This is a genomic window from Kitasatospora sp. NBC_01302, from assembly GCF_035976515.1.
In the GTDB taxonomy this organism is placed as follows: domain Bacteria; phylum Actinomycetota; class Actinomycetes; order Streptomycetales; family Streptomycetaceae; genus Kitasatospora.
This window is the reverse complement of the sequence record NZ_CP108404.1, coordinates 6,386,822-6,405,787: the sequence shown is the minus strand read 5'-3', so window position 1 is coordinate 6,405,787 and position 18,966 is coordinate 6,386,822. Positions and strand designations below refer to the sequence as shown.

Genomic DNA, 18,966 nt, shown 5'->3' with positions numbered 1-18,966 from the left:
CATCCGCCGGGACCGGACCCTCTGCCCAAGAAGCCGGCAGCGTAATAGACTGACTGCGCCAGTGACTATTACACCGGGGGATCCGCCATGCTCGTCGACACCACTCCGATCGCCACCACCGACCGCCTGCTGCTGCGCCGGCCCGCACCCGGCGACGGGGCCGCCGTCTTCGCGGTGCACGGCGACCCGGCCACCAACCGCTACAACCCCACCGGCCCGCACCCCGACCTGGCCAGGAGCGAGGCGACGCTGCGGATCTGGCTCGACGACTGGGCGGAGCGGGGCATCGGCTACTGCACGGTGAGCCTGCGCACCGACCCGGAAGCGGTGATCGGCTTCACCGGGACGCGGCTGTTCGAACTCGACGGCACGCCCACGCTCAACCTCTACTACCGCTACTCCCCCGCCGCCTGGGGCCGGGGCATCGCCGCCGAGGCCGCCCGGGCCACGCTGGAGCTGGCCGGCGAACTGCGCCCGCAGACGCCCGTGGTGGCGCTGATCGACGCCGCCAACCTGCCCTCCCGCCGCCTCGCCGAGAGCCTCGGCCTGCGCCACTCGGGCGTCGACGACCGCGAGGGGCGCGGCATCTACCGCTTCCCGGGCCGGCCGGTGGCGTAACCGGCTTCAGCCCCTCGCCAGTCGCTCCAGCTTGACCCGCCCCTCCTCGTCGCTGGGGCTGTACACGACCAGCCGGGTGCCCTCGCGCGGGCCGAACCACATGTTGGTGTAGTCCATCCGCAGCACACCGACCTCGGGGTGCAGGAAGCCCTTGTTGCCGTTCCCGCGGCCCAGCACCTCGTGCCGCTGCCAGCGCTCCTCGAACTCCGGTGAGGCCTGCCGCAGTCGGGCCACCAGGGCCTTCCAGGCCGGATCGGCCACGTGGTCGGCCATCGCACCGCGCATCCGTCCCACCACCTGCTGCTGGGCCGCCTCCAGGTCGAGCCAACGCGACTGGTAGGCCGGGTTGGTGAAGATCAGCCAGACCACGTTGCGCTCTTCGGGGGGAAGTTGGCCGAAGTCGCCGAGCAGTCGCACGCACATCGCGTTGTAGGCGAGGATGTCGTAGCGGCTGTTCAGCACCCAACTGGGCAGCAGCGTCATCTGGTCGAGCATCTGCCGCACCGCCGGGGTGACCACCGGGCAGTCCTTGCTGGGCGTGGGGTTGCCGGCCCCGGCCAGGATGTAGAGGTGCTCGCGCTCGTTGGGGTCGAGCAGCAGCGCGCGGGAGACCGCCTCCAGCACCTGCCCCGACACCTGGATGTCGCGCCCCTGCTCCAACCACGTGTACCAGGTCACCCCGACCGCGGCGAGCTGCGCGACCTCCTCGCGCCGCAGGCCCGGGGTGCGGCGGCGCCCGGTGTTCGGCAGGCCGACCTGCTCGGGCGAGATCCGCTCGCGGCGGCTGCGCAGGAAGGCGGCCAGCTCCTGGCGGCGCATGTCCGGCGCGTCGGACACCGGGGTGGCGGCGCCGGTGCGAGGGGGTTCCGCGGCTGGAACGCTGACTGTGGTGGGCGAGTTCGCGATGCGCATGCCCCCAGCATGCGCCCGGCGCGCGCCCGGGGCGACCCTGGTGCCTGGTAGTCGTTATAACAGGATAACGAGACTCTGGTACCAGGGTGGGAACTGCCGGATCGTAGGACCCGTGACTCAGCAACTGGAACGCCCACAGGCTCTCCCCATCAGCTCATCGCACCTGACCACAGCGGCTCCCGTCCGTCACACCCTGACGACGGCCGGCCTGGTCACCGTCCTGCTCGGCGCCTTCCTGCCCATGCTGGACTTCTTCATCGTCAACGTCGCACTGCCCAGCATCGACCACCAGCTCTCGGCCGGCCCCGCCGTCCTGGAGCTGATCGCGGCCGGCTACGGCATCGCCTTCGCCGTCCTGCTGGTGCTCGGCGGCCGCCTCGGCGACAGCCTGGGCCGCCGCAAGCTCTTCCTGATCGGCGTCACCGCCTTCGCCCTCACCTCGCTCGCCTGCGGCCTGGCCCCCACCGCCTGGACGCTGGTCGCCGCCCGGGTCGCCCAGGGCGCCTCGGCCGCGCTGCTGGTCCCGCAGGTGCTCGCCATCATCACCGCGACCACCGAGGGCGCCCACCGCGCCCGCGCCCTGAGCATCTACGGCGCGGTCGGCGGGATCAGCGTGGTGATCGGCCAGGTGCTCGGCGGCATGCTGGTCCAGGCCGACCTGCTCGGCAGCAGCTGGCGCTCGGTCTTCCTGCTCAACGTGCCGTTCGCGGTGGCCACCGTGCTGCTGGCGCTGCGCTTCGTCCCCGAGAACCGCTCCGCCGCCCCCAGCCGGGTCGACCTGCCGGGCACCGCGCTGCTCAGCGTCGCGCTGCTCAGCCTCTTCGTCCCGCTGATGGAGGGCCGCGCCGTCGGCTGGCCGCTGTGGACCTGGCTGCTGCTCGCCCTCTTCCCGTTCGCCGCCTGGGCGTTCGTGGTCGTGGAGCGCCGCACCGAGCAGGCCGGCGGCAGCCCGCTGGTGCCGCTGTCGCTGCTGCGGATCCCCGACATGCGGCGCGGCCTGGGCATCGCGGTGCCGTACTTCACCAACTTCGGCGCCTTCATGTTCATCCTGGCCATCACCCTGCAGCAGGGCCTCCAGCTCAGCCCCGTCAACGCGGGCCTGGCCCTGGTCCCGCTGGCCGTCGGCTACTTCGCCTCCTCGCTGGCCGGTCCGCGGCTGATCGGCCGCTTCGGCAGCCGCGTCATCACCGCCGGCTCGCTGATCAACCCGCTGGGCACGGTGGTGCTGCTGGTCACCGTCCTGACCGACTTCCACGGCCTGAGCGTCCTCACCCTGCTGCCCGGCATGGCCCTGACCGGCCTGGGCAACGGCCTGATCGGCACCCCGCTGTTCCGGGTGGTCCTGGCCAAGGTCCCGCTGGAGCGGGCGGGCGTCGGCAGCGGCGTCCTGGCCACCACCCAGCAGTCGAGCCTGGCGCTCGGCGTCGCGACGCTCGGCACGCTCTTCCTGACGCTGGTCCCGTCGATCGGCATGGCCCACGGGCTCGCGGTGGTGCTGGGCATCGAGCTGGTGGGCGCGGTGGTCATCACCTACCTGAGCACCCGGCTGCCGCGCAGCATGAACTGAGTCACACACAGCTGATGGGCCATCCGCTCGGCCCTCGTCCGGCCCCGCTCTGCGGGTCCCCGGGCGAGGGCCGAGCCGTCTCCGGTTTTCCATTCGCCCTCCCCCGCCCCGCCCTGCGACGATTCCCCCCATGAACCGCCCCGCCGAAGTGAGCCACCCAGCCGACACCCGCACCCGTGACGACCTCGCCGCCCTGGTCGCGGCCGGTGCGCGACCCAAGTACCTCTTCTTCTGGGGCCACCAGCCGCAGCGCGACGGCCGGATCGGCTCCGGCACGCTGAGCCAGTGGTGGCCCTCGCCGTTCACCGTCGACGGCGTCGCGTACGCCTCCGCCGAGCACTGGATGATGGCCGGCAAGGCCCGGCTCTTCGGGGACGGCGGGACCGAGGAGCGGATCCTGGCCGCCCGCACCCCGGCCGAGGCGAAGAAGCTCGGCCGACTGGTGCGCGGCTTCGACGAGGAGCGGTGGACGGCCGAGCGGTTCGCGCTCGTGGTGGCCGGCAGCGTGGCCAAGTTCGGGCAGGACGAGGCGCTGCGCGACTACCTGCTCGGCACCGGCAAGCGGGTGCTGGTGGAGGCCAGCCCGGTGGACCGGGTCTGGGGCATCGGCCTGGCCGCCCACGAGCTGGGGGCCGACGACCCCCACCGCTGGCGCGGGCTCAACCTGTTGGGCTTCGCCCTGATGGCGGCCCGCGAGCAACTGGGCTGAGGCCCGTTGGTGCCCCCGGCCGGACTCCGCACGCTTATTCTGGTCGTCCTGATCCTGGCACCATCCAGCACACCGTCATCATGGGGGAACGAGTCATGCGGGAACCAGACGTTCAGGTACAACCCAATGCATTGGTCACCTACAGCCAGGTGATAGACCAGGAGTACGGCGTACTGAGCCAGATACAGGCGACGCTCGCCCAGGTCCAGATCCCCGACGGGGCGTTCGGCAAGCTGCCGAACTCCGCCGAACTGCTGGACGCGTACAGCGGCCACGCCACCGCCGAGCAGCAGAACTGCAGCGATCTGATGGACTGCCTGGACTACGCCACTGGCGGCCTGCAGACCACGGCGGTCAACTACAGCGGTACCGACGCCGACATGGCCGGGATGTTCGGGGGTGGGCAGTGAGGGCTCCCGACCCGAGCGGCAACGCCTACGGGTGGGCCGCCGCACAGCCGCCGGCGCCGCTGAAGCCGCTGCCGCAGATCCACGGCGACAACCCGGGCGTGATCGGCTCGTTCCTCGACGACGTGGTCAAGGGCGTCCTCGAAGCAACCGGGCTGCTCGACCAGCTCGACAAGGTGACCGGCCAGCCGCAGGCCCTGCTCACCGCCGCCCAGACCTGGCAGGACCAGGCCATGGCGCTGCGCGGTGTCGCCGAGGCACTGCGCCAGGGCGCCGGGCCGGTCTCCCAGCAGTGGCACGGCAGCGCCTCCAACGCGTTCGGCACCCACATGGGCCAGCTGGTCGCCGCCATCGACGCCACCGCCGACGACGCCGCCAACACCGCCCAGATCATCGGCTCGGCCGCGGCGGAGTGCCAGCTCGCCGAGGACACGGTGATCGGCATCATCCGCGAGGCCATCGAGTGGATCGGGATGACGGTGGCAGCGGGGTTCGTCGCGGACATCCTGACGCTGGGCCTGGCCTCGATCGTGGACGGGCTGGTGGCGGACGCGGAGATCACGGCGTTCGTCGAACGGGTGAGCGTGGTGTCGGAGACCCTGGCGGCGAAGTTGACGAAGCTCCAGGAAGCCTTGAAGGAGCTGCGGGAGGCCGAAAAGATCGGTAAGGAGATCTCGGCGGCCAACAAGGCCCGCAAGGTCATCAGCGACATACGCAAGGGCGGCAGGTCGCTCACGGACTTCCAGTCCATCAAGGACTCGTACAAGGGCTCGAACCTCGCCGGGCAGATCCTGTCCAAGCCGATCAAGAGCGGTCTGGCCGCCCCGCTCCTCGGGGCCGTCACCGGCGTGCACCCTGATCTGAAGGGCGAGGCCGAGAAGTTGGCGGGCCAACTGGACGGCCCCCCGCCGGCCGATCCGCCAGCGCCGTACCACGTGCTGGCGAGTCGTATCGAGCAGGCTTTCGGCTGAGACTCGACAGCGGACGCAGGCAGTTGGAGGAGAGCAGTGAACGAGGCGCGAGCGGAACGGCTCCGGGCCAGGATCGCCGCCCGAGTGGCCCGACAGGAGCAGGCCGTACGGGACCTGATCTCTCCGTGGCTGCAGCCGCAGGAGCGGGTGCGCGGTTCGATGGACGTTCAGGTGGACTGGTTGACGCCGCTTCGCGCGCCTCGGCGACTGCGGGCCGCGAAACCGGTTCCACCGGACGGCTGGGACGTCTCCGTCTTCGACCGGGTGCTGCGCATCGTCCACCACGCGCTGCTGGGCTGGTTCCTGGGCCTGCGACGGATTGTCTGGAGCTATCCGCACGGCCGACCGTTCACGGGCGGCTGGTCGAGCCAGGCCGGGCTCTTCCTGCTCATGGTGCGCTCTGGGCCGTCCCGGCACCGGTACTACGAGAACGACGACGCCTTCCTCGTCTTCACCGACCGCCGCCTCCTCGTGCTGCACCGCGAGAGCGGTGAGCGCCTGGGCGAACTGGCCCTGCACCACCTGGTCGTCGGTGAGCCCAAGGAACGCGAGTTCCGCCAGAGCGAGCGAGTCGATCTGAGCTTCACCGACGGCTCGCTACTCGCCCTGACCATGGGGTCTGACGAGGTGAAGAAGCTCCGCGACCTGCTCGCCGGCCGAGCCTGACGCAGCGACCGCGAAGGGGCCGCCCCCGCCGAAGCGGGAGCGGCCCCTTCACCACGTGGGTGGCCGGATCAGCAGCCGATCAGCCGCGCGCCCAGGTAGGACTTCACCTGGTCCAGCGAGACGCGCTCCTGCGCCATGGTGTCCCGCTCGCGGATGGTGACCGCGTTGTCCTCGAGGGTGTCGAAGTCGACGGTGACGCAGAACGGCGTGCCGATCTCGTCCTGGCGGCGGTAGCGCTTGCCGATCGCGCCCGCGTCGTCGAACTCGACGTTCCACGCCTGGCGCAGGTCGGCGGCGAGGCCGCGGGCCTTCGGCGAGAGGTCGGCGTTGCGCGACAGCGGGAGCACCGCGACCTTGACCGGGGCGAGCCGGGGGTCGAGCCGCATGCCGACGCGCTTCTCCATGACGCCCTTGGCGTTGGGCGCCTCGTCCTCGAAGTAGGCGTCGAGCAGGAAGGCCAGCATCGCGCGGTTGAGGCCCGCTGCCGGCTCGATGACGTACGGGAAGTACCGCTCGCCGGACTCCTGGTCGAAGTACTTGAGGTCCTGGCCGGAGGCCTCGCTGTGGGTCGCCAGGTCGTAGTCGGTCCGGTTGGCCACACCCTCCAGCTCGGAGAACTCGCTACCGCCGAAGTTGAAGCGGTACTCGATGTCGACCGTGCGCTTGGCGTAGTGCGAGAGCTTCTCCTTCGGGTGCTCGAAGTAGCGCATGTTCTCGGTGCGCAGGCCCAGGTCGGTGTACCAGTTCCAGCGCTGCTCGAGCCAGTACTCGTGCCAGGTCTCGTCCTCGCCCGGCTTGACGAAGAACTCCATCTCCATCTGCTCGAACTCGCGGGTGCGGAAGATGAAGTTGCCGGGCGTGATCTCGTTGCGGAAGCTCTTGCCGACCTGGGCGATGCCGAACGGCGGCTTCTTGCGCGAAGTGGTCTGGACGGCCTTGAAATTGGTGAAGATGCCCTGCGCGGTCTCCGGGCGCAGGTAGGCCAGGCCACCCGCGTCCTCGGTGACGCCCAGGTGCGTCTTCAGCATGCCCGAGAACTCCTTGGGCTCGGTGAAGGCGCCCTTGGTGCCGCAGTGCGGGCAGTTGATGTCGGCCAGGCCGTTGGCCGGCAGCTTGCCGTGCTTGGCCTCGTAGGCCTCCTCCAGGTGGTCGGCGCGGTAGCGCTTGTGGCAGGAGGTGCACTCGGTCAGCGGGTCGTTGAAGGTGGCGACGTGGCCGGAGGCCTCCCAGACCTCGCGGGCCAGGATCACCGAAGAGTCGAGCCCGACGACGTCCTCCCGAGCGGTGACCATCGCACGCCACCACTGGCGCTTGATGTTCTCCTTGAGCTCGACGCCCAGTGGCCCGTAGTCCCAGGCGGCACGCGTACCACCGTAGATCTCGCTGCAGGGATAGACGAAGCCACGGCGCTTGCTCAGGCTGACGATCGTTTCGATCTTGTCGGCGGCCACAGTGCTCTCTTCAGACGACGTCGCAACTCGGTACGACGGCACGGTCAAGGCGCGGCTGGTTGCACGCACCCGAATACCTCAGGTTACCGGGCGGGCGGGTGGCGGGTTCAAATCGATAATGTCCGCGCGCGTTCGAGGCGGCGAACAACCTCCCCCCTCCACCGTCGGAAGTTGACAATCATTTCCAATTAAGATGAGAATGGTTGTCATGATGCACCGCCCCCTCCGTACCTCCATAGCCCTGGCGGCCACCGCCGCCGTCGGCGCGCTGCTGCTCACCGCCTGCGGTTCGGGCGGCACCGACAGCTCCGACGCCAAGGGCGCGAGCGGCAGGCTGGGCGTGGTCGCCTCCTTCTATCCGATGCAGTACCTGGCCGAGCAGATCGGCGGTGACCAGGTGAAGGTCACCGATCTGACGCCCGCCGGCACCGAGCCGCACGACCTGGAGCTCACCGCCAAGCAGGTGGGCACCGTCCAGAAGGCCGACGTCGTGCTCCACCTCAAGGGCCTGCAGCCCACCGTGGACAAGGCCGTCGCGCAGTCGCACAGCAAGCACGTGGTGGACGCCGCCGCGATCTCGCCGCTGGTCGACCACCACCTCGACGAGGGCACCGAGGAGACCGACAGCGCCGGGCACACCCACGAGCACCCGGGCCCGAGCGGCGACCCGCACCTCTGGCTGGACCCGACCCGCTACGCGGCCGTCGCCCAAGGGGTCGGCGCGGAGCTGGCTAAGGCCGACCCGGCACACGCCGCCACCTACCAGCGCAACACCGAGGAGCTGGTGGGCCGGCTCGGCGCCCTGGACCAGAGCTTCCGCAGCGGCCTGCAGAGCTGCACCGACACCTCCTTCGTCACCAGCCACGCCGCCTTCGGCTACCTCGCCGACCACTACGGGCTGCACCAGATCGCGATCAACGGGGTGGACCCGGAGTCCGAGCCGACACCGGCCCGGATGGCGCAGATCCAGCAGGCGGCCAAGGCCAACGGCGTCACCACGATCTTCTTCGAGACCCTGGTCAGCCCGAAGCTGGCGGACAGCGTCGCCAAGGACCTGAACCTGAGGACCGCGGTGCTCGACCCGCTGGAGGGCGTCAAGAAGGGCAGCGGCGACGACTACTTCTCGATCATGCAGCAGAACCTGACCAGCCTGCGGTCGGCGCTCGGCTGCGCGAGCTGACGGGACAGGAGTCGGTGACGATGAACACCCCCGACGAGACGGTCCGGCCCGACGAGGCGGTCCGACCCGACGAGACGGTCCGGACCGACGACGTGATCCGGCTCCGCGGCGCGCACGCCGCGCTCGGCGGTCGTCCGGTGCTGCGCGGGGTCGACCTGCGCGTGGCCCCGGGCGAGGTGGTCGCGCTGCTCGGCGCCAACGGCTCGGGCAAGTCCACCACCGTGAAGGCGGTGGTCGGCTCGGTGCCGCTGACCGGCGGCGAGCGCGAGCTGTTCGGCACACCGGGGGCACGGTTCCGCGCCTGGCACCGGATCGGCTACGTCCCGCAGCGCACCACGGCGGCCGGCGGAGTGCCGGCCACCGTGCGCGAGGTGGTCGCCACCGGGCGGCTGGCGCGGCACGGGCTGCTGCCGCTGCGGCGCCGGGACCGGGCCGCGGTGGACCGGGCACTGGACGCCGTGGGCCTGCTGGACCGGGCCGGCGACTCGGTGGCGAACCTGTCCGGCGGGCAGCAGCAGCGGGTGCTGATCGCCCGCGCGCTGGTCGGCGGTCCGGAGCTGCTGATCATGGACGAGCCGATGGCCGGGGTGGACCTGGCCAGCCAGCGGGTGCTCGCCGACACGCTGCGCCACGAGGTGGCCAAGGGCGTGGCGGTCCTGCTGGTGCTGCACGAACTGGGACCGCTGGAGCCGCTGATCGACCGCGCGGTACTGCTGCGGGACGGGCGGGTGTGGCACGACGGGCCACCGGCGACGGCGCCGCGGCCCGACGGCCACCACGACCACGGCCACGACCGCCACGAGCACGCCGCCACTCCCCCGACCACCCATGACCTCTCCCAGCCTGGACTGTTGATATGACCGGCCTGACCGACATGCTGTCCTTCGACTTCATGCAGCGCGCGCTGCTCGCCGCCCTGCTGGTCGGCATCACCGCGCCGGCCGTCGGCGTCTACCTGGTCCAGCGCCGCCAGGCGCTGATGGGCGACGGCATCGGGCACGTGGCACTGACCGGCGTGGGCCTCGGCCTGGTCTTCCAGACCAGCCCGGTCTGGATGGCGGTGCTGGTCTGCGTGGTGGCCGCGGTGATCATGGAGCTGGTCCGCTCCCGCGGCAACCAGCGCGGTGACATCGCCCTGGCCATGCTCTTCTACGGCGGGATGGCCTGCGGCCGGCTGCTGATCAGCAAGGCACCGTCGGCCAGCGGGACCAGTGGCAGCCTGGACAGCTACCTCTGGGGCTCGATCCTGGCGGTGGACACCGGCGACCTGGTGACCATCGGGGTGCTCGGCGCGGTGGTCATCGCGGTCACCCTCGGGCTGCGGCGCCAGTTCTTCGCGGTCTGCCAGGACGAGGAGTTCGCCAAGGTCACCGGGGTGCCGGTGCGACTGCTCAACCTGCTGCTCGCGGTGATGGCCGCGGTCACCGTCACGGTGGCGATGCGGGTGGTGGGTCTGCTGCTGGTGAGCGCGCTGATGGTGGTGCCGGTCGCGGCCGCGCAGCTGCTGACCCGTTCGTTCCTGGGCACCCAGCTGCTGGCGATCGGGCTCGGCGTGCTGGTGTCACTCGGCGGGGTGGCCACCTCGTACCAGGCTGACGTGCCGCCAGGTTCCGCGATCGTGCTGCTGGCGATCGCCGTCTTCGCGGTGTTCAGCGTGCTGGCCGCACCGCTGGCCCGACGCCGACACCGCGGCGCCGGCACGAGCCACGACACGAGCGGCACCGACACGAGCGACGACGCCGGTGCCGGGAGCCGCGAGGCCGCCCGCCCGGCGATTCCGGGGCCCGCGAAAGCCGCCGCACCGCACGACCCGGTCGGCAGTGCGAGGCTGGCACAATGAGGTGTGACCCGCCCCGACCTCCAGGAGGAGCACCGGTGACCACCGCAGGCCCGTCGCCACGCGCCCGATCCACCAGGCAGCGCGCAGCCGTCTCCGCGGCGCTGGACGAGATCGAGGACTTCCGCAGCGCGCAGGAACTGCACGACATGCTCAAGCACCGGGGCGATTCGGTGGGTCTGACCACCGTCTACCGCACGCTGCAGTCGCTCGCCGACGCCGGCGAGGTGGACGTGCTGCGCACGGCCGACGGCGAGGCCGTCTACCGGCGGTGCAGCAGCGGACACCACCACCACCTGGTCTGCCGGCTCTGCGGCAGCACGGTGGAGGTCGAGGGCCCGGCGGTCGAGCGCTGGGCCAACACGGTGGCGGCCGAGCACGGTTTCAGCGACATCGCGCACACCCTGGAGATCTTCGGGACCTGCGCCGAGTGCACGGCCAAGCAGCGGGCCGGCGCCTGATCCGGCCGCGCCGGGGCCCGGTCCGGTCCGTCGGCTCCGAGCCCATCAGCTCCGGACCGCCGGACAGGCCCTGGCCTCAGGACCAGCCGCGCCACTGCCAGACGGCAGCCGGAAAGGCCGCCACCAGCAGGTCCAACCGCTCGGCCAGCGCGACGAGTTCCTCGTACGGACGACGCCCGTCGGTCCAGCCGATCAGCCGGGCGCCGTCGATCCGCCAGCCGCAGTCGGCCGCCACGGTCAGCTGCTTGAGCCGGTCGGTGATCAGCAGCTCGCCGAACTCGTAGTCGGCACACACCCGTTCGACGTGCGCGCCGGGCCCGCCGCCCGGCAGCGGACGGCGCTGCCACAGGCCCGGCGGGATCGGCCAGGACCGCTCGCCGCGCCACTTGGCCGCCAGCCGACGCGGCGTCACGGCGGTGGCGGGCAGCGCCCGGGGCAGGTCGAGCGCGACGAGCGAGAAGTCGTGCAGCGCTCCGCCCCGGCTGGGCGCCGCCGGCGCCACCAGCAGGTGCGCCAGCACCGCGTCCCGGCCCGCCACCTGACCGCGCGCCAGGTCGTACAGCCGGTCGGTGCCGGAGCCGAGGGTGAACGGATAGCCCCGGGTGCCGAGGCCGACGTCAGCAGCCGTCGCCCGCCTGCGGTGCTCCCAGTGCGGGTCCTGCCGCAGGCGCCGGATGCTGCGCCGGACCTCGAACACCCGAAACGCCTCGCGGACCCGGGACGCTCAGCGCTGCGCCGGCAGGTCGGCGGCGCCCGGCAGCCCGTCCGACGGCTCACCCGGCAGCTCGTTGGGCAGCGCGCCGCCGAAGCGGCGGTCGCGCATCGCGTACTGCTCGCAGGCCCGCCACAGGTCACGGCGGTCGAAGTCCGGCCAGAGCACGTCCTGGAACACGAACTCGGCGTAAGCCGACTGCCAGAGCCAGAAGTTGGAGGTGCGCTGCTCGCCGCTGGGGCGCAGGAAGAGGTCCACGTCGGGCATGTCGGGGTGGTACATGTACTTGCCGAGGGTCTTCTCGTTGACCTTCTTCGGGTCCAGCTTGCCGGCCGCCACGTCGGCGGCGATCGCGGCGGCGGCGTCGGCGACCTCGGCCCGGCCGCCGTAGTTGACGCACATGTAGAGGGTGACCAGGTCGTTGCCCTTGGTCTGCTCCTCCGCGACCTGGAGCTCCTGGACCACGCTCTTCCAGAGCTTGGGCATCCGCCCGGCCCAGCGGATCCGCACGCCCAGCTCGTCCAGCTCGTCGCGGCGGCGGCGGATCACGTCCCGGTTGAAGTTCATCAGGAACTTCACCTCATCCGGGGAACGCTTCCAGTTCTCGGTGGAGAAGGCGTAGAGCGAGATGTTCCTGACGCCCAGCTCGATCGCGCCCTTCAGCACGTCCAGCACGACGCTCTCGCCGACCTTGTGGCCCTCGGTGCGGGGCAGTCCGCGCTCCTTGGCCCAACGGCCGTTGCCGTCCATGACGATGGCGACGTGCTCGGGGACCAGCTCTCCGGGGATCTTCGGCGGCCGGGCGCCGCTCGGGTGCGGGTCCGGGGTGCGGTAGGTCCGCTGCTTGCTGCCGCCGAAGAGCCGTCGCGCTGCCATGCTCACTTCTCCACGTATCTCATCGAGCGGATACCCCGCTCAAGGTGCCACTGCAGGTAGGCGGCGACCAGACCGCTGCCCTCCCGCCAGTACCGGGGTTCGCTGGCGTCCGCCGTCCGCCAGTCTCCGGAGAGCAGGGCACCGAGCAGAACCAGTGTCTCAGGGGAGGGTACGGCACAACCGGGCACGCGGCAGTCCGCGCAGAGCACGCCGCCGGCCTGCAGCGAGAAGAAGCGGTTCGGGCCGTCCAGGCCGCACTTGGCGCAGTCGGTGAAGCTGGCGCCGTAGCCGTTGACGGCCAGCGAGCGCAGCAGGAAGGCGTCCAGCACCAGGTGGGACTCGTGGGTGCCGGCGGCCAGCGTGCGCAGCGCGCCGATCAGCAGCAGGTACTGCTGGACGGCGGGCTCGCCCTCGTTCTCGGCGAAGCGCTCCGCCGTTTCCAGCATCGCGGTGCCGGCGGTGTAGCGGCCGTAGTCGGTGACGATGCCGCCGCCGTAGGGGGCGATGGTCTCCACCTGGGTGCACAGCGGCAGCGAGCGGCCGACCAGTTCGCTGCCCCGGCTGAAGAACTGCACGTCCACGTGGGAGAAGGGCTCCAGGCGGGCGCCGAACTTGGACTTGGTCTTGCGCACCCCCCGGGCCACCGCGCGGACCCTGCCGTGCTGGCGGGTGAGCAGCGTGATGATCCGGTCGGCCTCGCCGAGCTTCTGGGCGCGCAGCACGACGCCGTCGTCACGGATCAGACTCATTCCCCCATTGTCCCGCACGGCGCGGGCGTCCCGGACAGCCGGGCGCCGCACCGGGCACTCGGGGGGAGCCGATGCGGGCACGGCGGGCCCGGAGGGGGGAACGGGCCCGGCTCGGGCGCCCCGACGCACGGGGCGGGCGAGGAGCTGGGTCGGTGCGGGGTGCGAGGTCAGGGCGGGGTGCGAGGTCAGTGCGGGGTGCGGGCCGCCTCCAGCAGCCGGAGCACCACGTCGTCGGCCAGCCGCAGGCAGCGGCCCGCCGCGGCCAGCGCGGCCCGCTCCTGCGGCAGGTAGCGGCCGTCGGCCAGCGCGATCCTGGCCCCCTGCAGCACCAGCCGCTCGCGCCCCTGCTGGGCCAGGTGCGGGGCCAACGGCTCCAGCGCGGCGTGCAGTTCGATGGCCAGGCCGGCGCCGGGGCCGCGCAGTTCGAGCGGCTCGCCGCTGTCCAGGCCCGACAGCGCGGCGAGCGCGGCCAGCACCTGCGCCTCGCCGCAGTCCTCGAAGCCCGCGGACCGGACCAGCTCACAGGCCTCGGCCCGGGCGGCGGCAGAGCCGGTGCCGCCGGCCGCGAGCAGGGTGAGCGCGATGGAGTACTGCGCGTCCCGCAGCAGCCCGGTCAACCGCCCGCTGGTGGGCTGCTCCAGGCACTCGACGCCGTACCGGCCATGGCAGTTGGTGCACTGCACGGTGCTCAGCACCGGCCCGAGCGGCAGCACCGGGGTGCCGAACAACCGCAGCCACCGCCGACCGTGCTGCCGACGGTAGTTGCGGTCCCCGCCACAGCCCGGACAGAAGAACTCACCGAGCACATCCGTCCGCCACCGCGGACGAACACCCCACAACCGTGTCACGGCGCCAACTCCCCAGACCTGGCAGGCGGCCTGCACGACAACGGGCAGGTCACGCGACCGCAGGCGCCGGCCGTCCCACCGACCGCGCTTCCGGTGGGTCGATGGTGCCACGGTTGCCTGGCGGTGTCAGCACCCCGAACGAGTGCCGAGAGGAAAAAATGTGGCCCAGGACACAGCTGCTCGAAATGCGCCGACTACCAGCCGGTAACCTGGCGGATGTAGACAGACTCGTGCCGGGGAACCACCAAATAAACGAACATGCCCCCGGGCACCAGGGCATCCTGCCCCTTCGGCCCGTCGCCCTCGTAGCCGGTCCCGTCGAGGTAGAACGCCGAAGCGGCCCGGACCAGTTCGTCCGCCTTCTTCTCCACCTCGGCGATCAACGCCGCAGGTGCGCCGCCCGCCACGAACTCCTCACCGGGGCCGTACTCCCTAGCGCTGGCTCGCGTCGCGGCGCATCGCCTGGCGGAGATGGAGCGGCAGAAGAACGAGACGTTCGCGCTCGCCGCGCAGCATGACACCCTCGGCCCGCTGCACGGCTGGCTCACCATCTGGGCCGACGAGGTGGAGATCGAACGGCGCCCCGATCTCTACGAGCGGCGACTGAAGGCCGAGGAGCATCATCTGCTCCTCCTCTGGGCGCTCGATCCGCCCTATGGCACGGTGGCCTGCCGCCCGGCACGGGCGGCAGGCCACCGTGGAAGAACCCGGACGGCGGATATCAGCGCCGGCCGCTCCGGTTGACGGCGCTGATGATCGCCTTCAGCGAGGCGCGCACGGTGTTGGCGTCGATGCCGACGCCCCACAGCACCTGGCCGTCCACCGCGCACTCGACGTAGGCGGCGGCCTGGGCGTCGCCGCCCTCGCTCAGGGCGTGCTCGGCGTAGTCCAGGACGCGTACGTCCACGCCGATGCCGGCCAGCGCGTTGGTGAAGGCGGAGACCGGGCCGTTGCCGGAGCCGGTCAGCTCCACCTCGGCGCCGTTCAGCAGCGCCTGCACCGAGAGGGCGTCGCGACCGTCCTCGGTGGTCAGGCTCTGCTGCTCGCGCAGCGCGATCCGGCCCCACGGGTTCTCGGGGGTCGGCAGGTACTCGTCCTGGAAGACCGCCCAGATGTCGGCCGGGGTGACCTCGCCGCCCTCGGCGTCGGTCTTGGCCTGGATGATCTTCGAGAACTCGATCTGCATCCGGCGCGGCAGGTCCAGCTTGTGGTCGTTCTTCAGCACGTAGGCGATGCCGCCCTTGCCGGACTGCGAGTTGACCCGGATGACCGCCTCGTAGGAGCGGCCCACGTCCTTGGGGTCGATCGGCAGGTACGGCACGCCCCAGGTGTACTCGCCCACCGGGACGCCGGCCGCCTTGGCGTCGGCCTCCAGGGCGTCGAAGCCCTTCTTGATCGCATCCTGGTGCGAGCCGGAGAACGAGGTGTACACCAGGTCGCCAGCGTAGGGGTGGCGCTCGGGGACGTTCATCTGGTTGCAGTACTCGTAGGTGCGGCGGATCTCGTCGATGTTGGAGAAGTCGATCATCGGGTCGACGCCCTGCGAGAACAGGTTCATCCCGACGTTGACCAGGTCCAGGTTGCCGGTGCGCTCGCCCTGGCCGAACAGGCAGCCCTCGACCCGGTCGGCGCCGGCCATCACGGCCAGCTCGGCCGAGGCGACCCCGGTGCCGCGGTCGTTGTGCGGGTGGGTGGAGAGCGCCACGAACTGCCGGCGGGACAGGTTGCGGGACATCCACTCGATCTTGTCCGCATACACGTTGGGCGTCGAACGCTCCACCGTGGTGGGCAGGTTGAGGATGATCTCGCGGTCCTCGGCGGGCTGCCAGACGTCCATCACGCCCTCGCAGACCTCCAGCGCGAAGTCCAGCTCGGTGTCGATGAAGATCTCCGGCGAGTACTGGTAGCCGAAGACCGTCTCGTCGCCCAGCAGCTTCTCGGCGTACTCCATCACCAGCCGGGTGCCGTCCACCGCGATCTGCTTGATGTCCTCCCGGCTGCCCTTGAAGACCACCCGGCGGAACAGCGGCGAGGTCGCGTTGTACAGGTGCACGGTGGCGCGCGGGGCACCGACCAGCGACTCCACGGTGCGCTCGATCAGGTCCTCGCGGGCCTGGGTCAGCACCGAGATGGTGACGTCCTCGGGGATCGCGTCCTGCTCGATCAGCGAGCGGACGAAGTCGAAGTCGGTGGCCCCGGAGGACGGGAAGCCGACCTCGATCTCCTTGTACCCCATCGACACCAGCAGGTCGAACATCTTGCGCTTGCGGGCCGGCGACATCGGGTCGATCAGCGCCTGGTTGCCGTCGCGCAGGTCGGTGGAGAGCCAGCGGGGGGCCTTGCTGATCACCGTGTTCGGCCAGGTGCGGTCCGGCAGGTCGACCGCGCCGAACGGCAGGTAGCGCTCGAAGGGCATCCCGGACGGCTTCTGGCGCACCGTCCCCGCGGTGATCGGCGTGGGCCGGTCGACGAAGGGGCGGGCACGGAAAGCGCCGGTGACAGAAGGCTGCTCAGTCATGTGATGAGACTCTCGGCTTCTCTTCGAATGCGGGCGGGTCGGGGGCTCTGGTCACCCGACGGGCCGACTGGGTGCGGCGCTCCACGGTCCACGCGTGCGCACAGCACAGCCTCCGCGACGAGGGAGCCGGCCTTCAACGGTCTTACAGGCCCTCGCCGCGGCAGCTAAGAAGAAGCAGCCCGTAACGCATGATGGGGCCAGCGTAGCCGAGCGACCGGCGAGGCCGAAGCCGGCAGCGCGACATTTCCACTCCGTGAGACGGCACCTGCGTGACACCCGGTGTCTTTGCCCGGACGCTGGGTGCCATGACGCAGCCCAGCACTCCGATCTGCTCGATCGTGCCGCCCTATCTGCTGGACCGACTGGTCGAACTGGGCGACGAGGACGCCCGGCGCTCGCGCGAGACGGACGACGCCCTGCGCGCCACCCGCGCCGCGCTGCCCGCCGCCGCCCGGCCCGCCCCGGCCGGACGCCCCGGGCGGACCATCGCGAACGCCGGTCACCACACGGCGCTGCCCGGGCGCACGGTGCGCACCGAGGGCGGGCCACCGACCGCCGACCCCGCCGTCAACCGCGCCTACGACGGCCTGGGCGCCACCCTCGCGCTGCTCCTGGAGGTCTACGGCCGCCGCTCGCTGGACGGCGCCGGCCTGCCGCTGCACGCCACCGTGCACTTCGGCGAGGGGTACGACAACGCCTTCTGGGACGGCGGGCGGATGGTCTTCGGCGACGGTGACGGCGTGCTGTTCGACGACTTCACCGGCTGCCTGGAGGTGATCGGCCACGAACTGGCGCACGGGCTGGTCCAGTACGGCCCGGCGCTGGCCTACCACGGCCAGTCCGGGGCGCTCAACGAGTCGGTGGCGGACGTCTTCGGCTCGCTGGCCAAGCAGTACGCGCTGGGCCAGCAGGTCGCGGACGCCGACTGGCTGATCGGCGCGGGGCTGCTGGGCCCGGGGGTGCGCGGGGTGGCGCTGCGCTCGCTCAAGGCTCCGGGCACCGCCTACGACGACCCCAGACTCGGCCGCGACCCGCAGCCGGACTCGATGGACGGCTACCTGGAGACCACCGCGGACGAGGGCGGGGTGCACATCAACTCCGGTATCCCCAACCGGGCCTTCCACCTGCTCGCGGTCGAGCTCGGCGGCGCGGCGTGGGAGCGGGCCGGGCGGATCTGGTACGACGCCGTCACCGGCCCCGCGGTGCACCCGGACACCGACTTCGCCGGCTTCGCCCGGGCCACCCTGGCCGCCGCCCGGGCCCGGTTCGGCGAGGGGCCGGTGCCGGAGGCGGTGGCCGGCGCCTGGAAGCAGGTCGGCCTGGCGGTGGGCTGAGGGGCTTCGCCGGTGGGGCCAGTGCCGCCTCTTCTCGGGTCTGACGACACGCAGTTGAGGACTTCTCAGGAAAATCCCAGCATCGGCCAGCGGTGCGTAGCAGACTGGCGACCATGCGTATACAGGTGTGCAGGAGCGGCGGCTTCACCGGACAGGTTCTACGGGCCGAGCTGGACACCGCCACCCGGATCGACGCGCCGCACGTGCACGCGCTGGCCCGCGAGGCGGTGGCCGGCGCCTCCCGGGCACCCGGGTTCGGCGTGCCCGACGGCTACCACTACGAGATCAGCGTGGACGGCCGCACCGTGCACTGCGCGGACCCCCGACTGACCGACTCGCAGCGGGAGTTGATCTCGCTCATCCTGCACCAGGGCATCGAGCTGCCGCCGCTCTCCCCCGGTGGCGACTGGTTCGCCGCCGGCGCCTGACCGGCCTGCCGCCGACTGCTGGCCGCTTGCCCCTTGCCCGCTTACCGCCCACCGGCGCGCGGCCGGCTACCGCCGACCCTCGAAGCGGACCGCGCCGCGACCGTGCGCGACGGCCCGGGAGACCGGCGAGTGGCCGACCAACTGCACCGGCAGACCGAAGAGTTCACACAGCTGCCCGAGCAGCGGCGCACCAGCGGCCGGCCCGTCGGCGACGGCCGCCGCACGGCAGAGTCCGGCCAGCGCGACACCCCGCCCGGGGTGGCCGGCCATGGTCGCGAGACGGATGCAGCGCCGCTCCCAGTCGGCCCGGCGCGCCGCCGCCCCGGCCGGCCAGTCGAGCCCGGCCGCCGCACCCTCGGGGGTGAGCACCGTGGCGCGGGTGCCGCCCGCCCGGTCCAGCAGGTGCCAGACCGGGGCCGCGAGCTCGACGGCGAGGTCCCGGGCGAACCGGCGGACCCGCCGCTCGCCGGCCGGCTCCGGCCATGGTCCGGGCCACAGTCCCGACCGCAGTCCCAGCCGCAGGCGCGGCGGATCCGGCAGCAGGGCCGTGCCGCCCGGACCGGTCGCCAGCAGATAGCCGCCGGTGCGCATCCGGGGCAGCACCGCGCGGACCTCTCCGGCCGGGACGGCGACACCCACGGCGTGGGTGATCACGGCATTCTGCATCCACTGATGATATTGAATTGTTCAGCTTTCCCAAATCTCTGCCCCATTTGGGCAAA

The 18,966-nt window shown here is 71.6% G+C and carries 22 protein-coding genes; 13 read left to right on the top strand and 9 right to left on the bottom strand.

Translation table 11 applies throughout. The features are described 5' to 3' along the window. Nucleotides 1-87: 87 nt before the first annotated feature. The gene (locus OG294_RS28110) at nt 88-618 is read left to right on the top strand and encodes a GNAT family N-acetyltransferase (RefSeq protein ID WP_327069329.1); all 531 of its coding nucleotides are present in this window, start codon (nt 88-90) and stop codon (nt 616-618) included. A gap of 6 nt (nt 619-624) precedes the next feature. On the opposite strand, the gene OG294_RS28105 is transcribed toward OG294_RS28110, so the two are convergent. Beyond that, on the bottom strand, nt 625-1,530 hold the full coding sequence (locus OG294_RS28105; protein ID WP_442789233.1) for a helix-turn-helix transcriptional regulator: 906 nt from the start codon (nt 1,528-1,530) through the stop codon (nt 625-627). A gap of 112 nt (nt 1,531-1,642) precedes the next feature. Between OG294_RS28105 and OG294_RS28100 the strand changes: the two genes are divergently transcribed. The 5 genes from OG294_RS28100 to OG294_RS28080 all read left to right on the top strand — a co-directional run bounded on the left by OG294_RS28100 (nt 1,643) and on the right by OG294_RS28080 (nt 5,850). Continuing rightward, on the top strand, nt 1,643-3,097 hold the full coding sequence (locus tag OG294_RS28100; protein ID WP_442789232.1) for an MFS transporter: 1,455 nt from the start codon (nt 1,643-1,645) through the stop codon (nt 3,095-3,097). A 130-nt stretch (nt 3,098-3,227) separates the two neighbouring features. After that, a complete protein-coding gene (locus tag OG294_RS28095) occupies nt 3,228-3,806 on the top strand; it encodes an NADAR family protein (RefSeq protein WP_327069328.1) in 579 nt (192 codons plus the stop codon). A 131-nt stretch (nt 3,807-3,937) separates the two neighbouring features. After that, nucleotides 3,938-4,216, top strand: coding sequence for a hypothetical protein (locus OG294_RS28090; RefSeq protein ID WP_327069327.1), 279 nt, complete (start codon nt 3,938-3,940; stop codon nt 4,214-4,216). Further along, on the top strand, nt 4,213-5,184 hold the full coding sequence (locus OG294_RS28085; protein WP_327069326.1) for a WXG100 family type VII secretion target: 972 nt from the start codon (nt 4,213-4,215) through the stop codon (nt 5,182-5,184). The genes OG294_RS28090 and OG294_RS28085 overlap by 4 nt, the downstream gene beginning before the upstream one ends. 36 nt (nt 5,185-5,220) lie before the next feature. After that, nucleotides 5,221-5,850, top strand: coding sequence for a hypothetical protein (locus tag OG294_RS28080; RefSeq protein WP_327069325.1), 630 nt, complete (start codon nt 5,221-5,223; stop codon nt 5,848-5,850). Between the two features lie 68 nt (nt 5,851-5,918). Here the strand turns inward: OG294_RS28080 and OG294_RS28075 are convergent, their stop codons facing one another. Further along, nucleotides 5,919-7,301 carry a glycine--tRNA ligase gene (locus OG294_RS28075; RefSeq protein WP_327069324.1) on the bottom strand — a complete coding sequence of 461 codons (1,383 nt, stop codon included), beginning with the start codon at nt 7,299-7,301 and terminating at the stop codon, nt 5,919-5,921. A gap of 208 nt (nt 7,302-7,509) precedes the next feature. On the opposite strand from OG294_RS28075, the gene OG294_RS28070 reads away from it, so the two are divergent. Genes OG294_RS28070 through OG294_RS28055 form a run of 4 tightly spaced genes read left to right on the top strand, consistent with a single transcriptional unit; the run spans nt 7,510 to nt 10,779 of the window. Beyond that, entirely contained in the window at nt 7,510-8,481 is a 972-nt protein-coding gene (locus OG294_RS28070) for a metal ABC transporter solute-binding protein, Zn/Mn family (protein WP_327069323.1), read from the top strand. 20 nt (nt 8,482-8,501) lie between these two features. Then, nucleotides 8,502-9,341 (top strand): metal ABC transporter ATP-binding protein, encoded by an 840-nt coding sequence (locus tag OG294_RS28065; protein WP_327069322.1) that lies wholly within the window; start codon nt 8,502-8,504, stop codon nt 9,339-9,341. Then, nucleotides 9,338-10,321, top strand: a complete 984-nt coding sequence (locus tag OG294_RS28060) for a metal ABC transporter permease (protein WP_327069321.1) — start codon at nt 9,338-9,340, stop codon at nt 10,319-10,321. The genes OG294_RS28065 and OG294_RS28060 overlap by 4 nt, the downstream gene beginning before the upstream one ends. A 35-nt stretch (nt 10,322-10,356) precedes the next feature. Then, nucleotides 10,357-10,779: a Fur family transcriptional regulator gene (locus tag OG294_RS28055; protein ID WP_327069320.1), complete on the top strand. Its 423-nt coding sequence runs from the start codon at nt 10,357-10,359 to the stop codon at nt 10,777-10,779. Between the two features lie 76 nt (nt 10,780-10,855). Here the strand turns inward: OG294_RS28055 and OG294_RS28050 are convergent, their stop codons facing one another. The 5 genes from OG294_RS28050 to OG294_RS28030 all read right to left on the bottom strand — a co-directional run bounded on the left by OG294_RS28050 (nt 10,856) and on the right by OG294_RS28030 (nt 14,371). Next, a complete protein-coding gene (locus tag OG294_RS28050) occupies nt 10,856-11,476 on the bottom strand; it encodes a hypothetical protein (RefSeq protein ID WP_327069319.1) in 621 nt (206 codons plus the stop codon). Between the two features lie 27 nt (nt 11,477-11,503). Continuing rightward, nucleotides 11,504-12,367 (bottom strand): isoprenyl transferase, encoded by an 864-nt coding sequence (locus OG294_RS28045; protein ID WP_327069318.1) that lies wholly within the window; start codon nt 12,365-12,367, stop codon nt 11,504-11,506. 2 nt (nt 12,368-12,369) lie between these two features. Further along, nucleotides 12,370-13,116: a DNA repair protein RecO gene (gene recO, locus OG294_RS28040; protein ID WP_327069317.1), complete on the bottom strand. Its 747-nt coding sequence runs from the start codon at nt 13,114-13,116 to the stop codon at nt 12,370-12,372. Nucleotides 13,117-13,301: 185 nt separating this feature from the next. After that, nucleotides 13,302-13,964 carry a TerB family tellurite resistance protein gene (locus OG294_RS28035; protein WP_442789231.1) on the bottom strand — a complete coding sequence of 221 codons (663 nt, stop codon included), beginning with the start codon at nt 13,962-13,964 and terminating at the stop codon, nt 13,302-13,304. A 194-nt stretch (nt 13,965-14,158) separates the two neighbouring features. Next, a complete protein-coding gene (locus OG294_RS28030) occupies nt 14,159-14,371 on the bottom strand; it encodes a hypothetical protein (RefSeq protein ID WP_327069315.1) in 213 nt (70 codons plus the stop codon). 64 nt (nt 14,372-14,435) lie between these two features. Between OG294_RS28030 and OG294_RS28025 the strand changes: the two genes are divergently transcribed. After that, the gene (locus OG294_RS28025; RefSeq protein ID WP_327069314.1) at nt 14,436-14,708 is read left to right on the top strand and encodes a hypothetical protein; all 273 of its coding nucleotides are present in this window, start codon (nt 14,436-14,438) and stop codon (nt 14,706-14,708) included. On the opposite strand, the gene leuA is transcribed toward OG294_RS28025, so the two are convergent. Continuing rightward, nucleotides 14,686-16,482 (bottom strand): 2-isopropylmalate synthase, encoded by a 1,797-nt coding sequence (leuA, locus tag OG294_RS28020; protein ID WP_327069313.1) that lies wholly within the window; start codon nt 16,480-16,482, stop codon nt 14,686-14,688. The genes OG294_RS28025 and leuA overlap by 23 nt on opposite strands. A gap of 305 nt (nt 16,483-16,787) precedes the next feature. Between leuA and OG294_RS28015 the strand changes: the two genes are divergently transcribed. Together OG294_RS28015 and OG294_RS28010 are read left to right on the top strand one after the other, a co-directional pair. Next, nucleotides 16,788-17,816 carry a M4 family metallopeptidase gene (locus OG294_RS28015; RefSeq protein ID WP_327069312.1) on the top strand — a complete coding sequence of 343 codons (1,029 nt, stop codon included), beginning with the start codon at nt 16,788-16,790 and terminating at the stop codon, nt 17,814-17,816. A gap of 113 nt (nt 17,817-17,929) precedes the next feature. Continuing rightward, nucleotides 17,930-18,244, top strand: a complete 315-nt coding sequence (locus tag OG294_RS28010; RefSeq protein ID WP_327069311.1) for a protealysin inhibitor emfourin — start codon at nt 17,930-17,932, stop codon at nt 18,242-18,244. Nucleotides 18,245-18,310: 66 nt separating this feature from the next. On the opposite strand, the gene OG294_RS28005 is transcribed toward OG294_RS28010, so the two are convergent. Then, entirely contained in the window at nt 18,311-18,910 is a 600-nt protein-coding gene (locus OG294_RS28005) for a hypothetical protein (protein WP_327069310.1), read from the bottom strand. Nucleotides 18,911-18,966 lie beyond the last annotated feature (56 nt).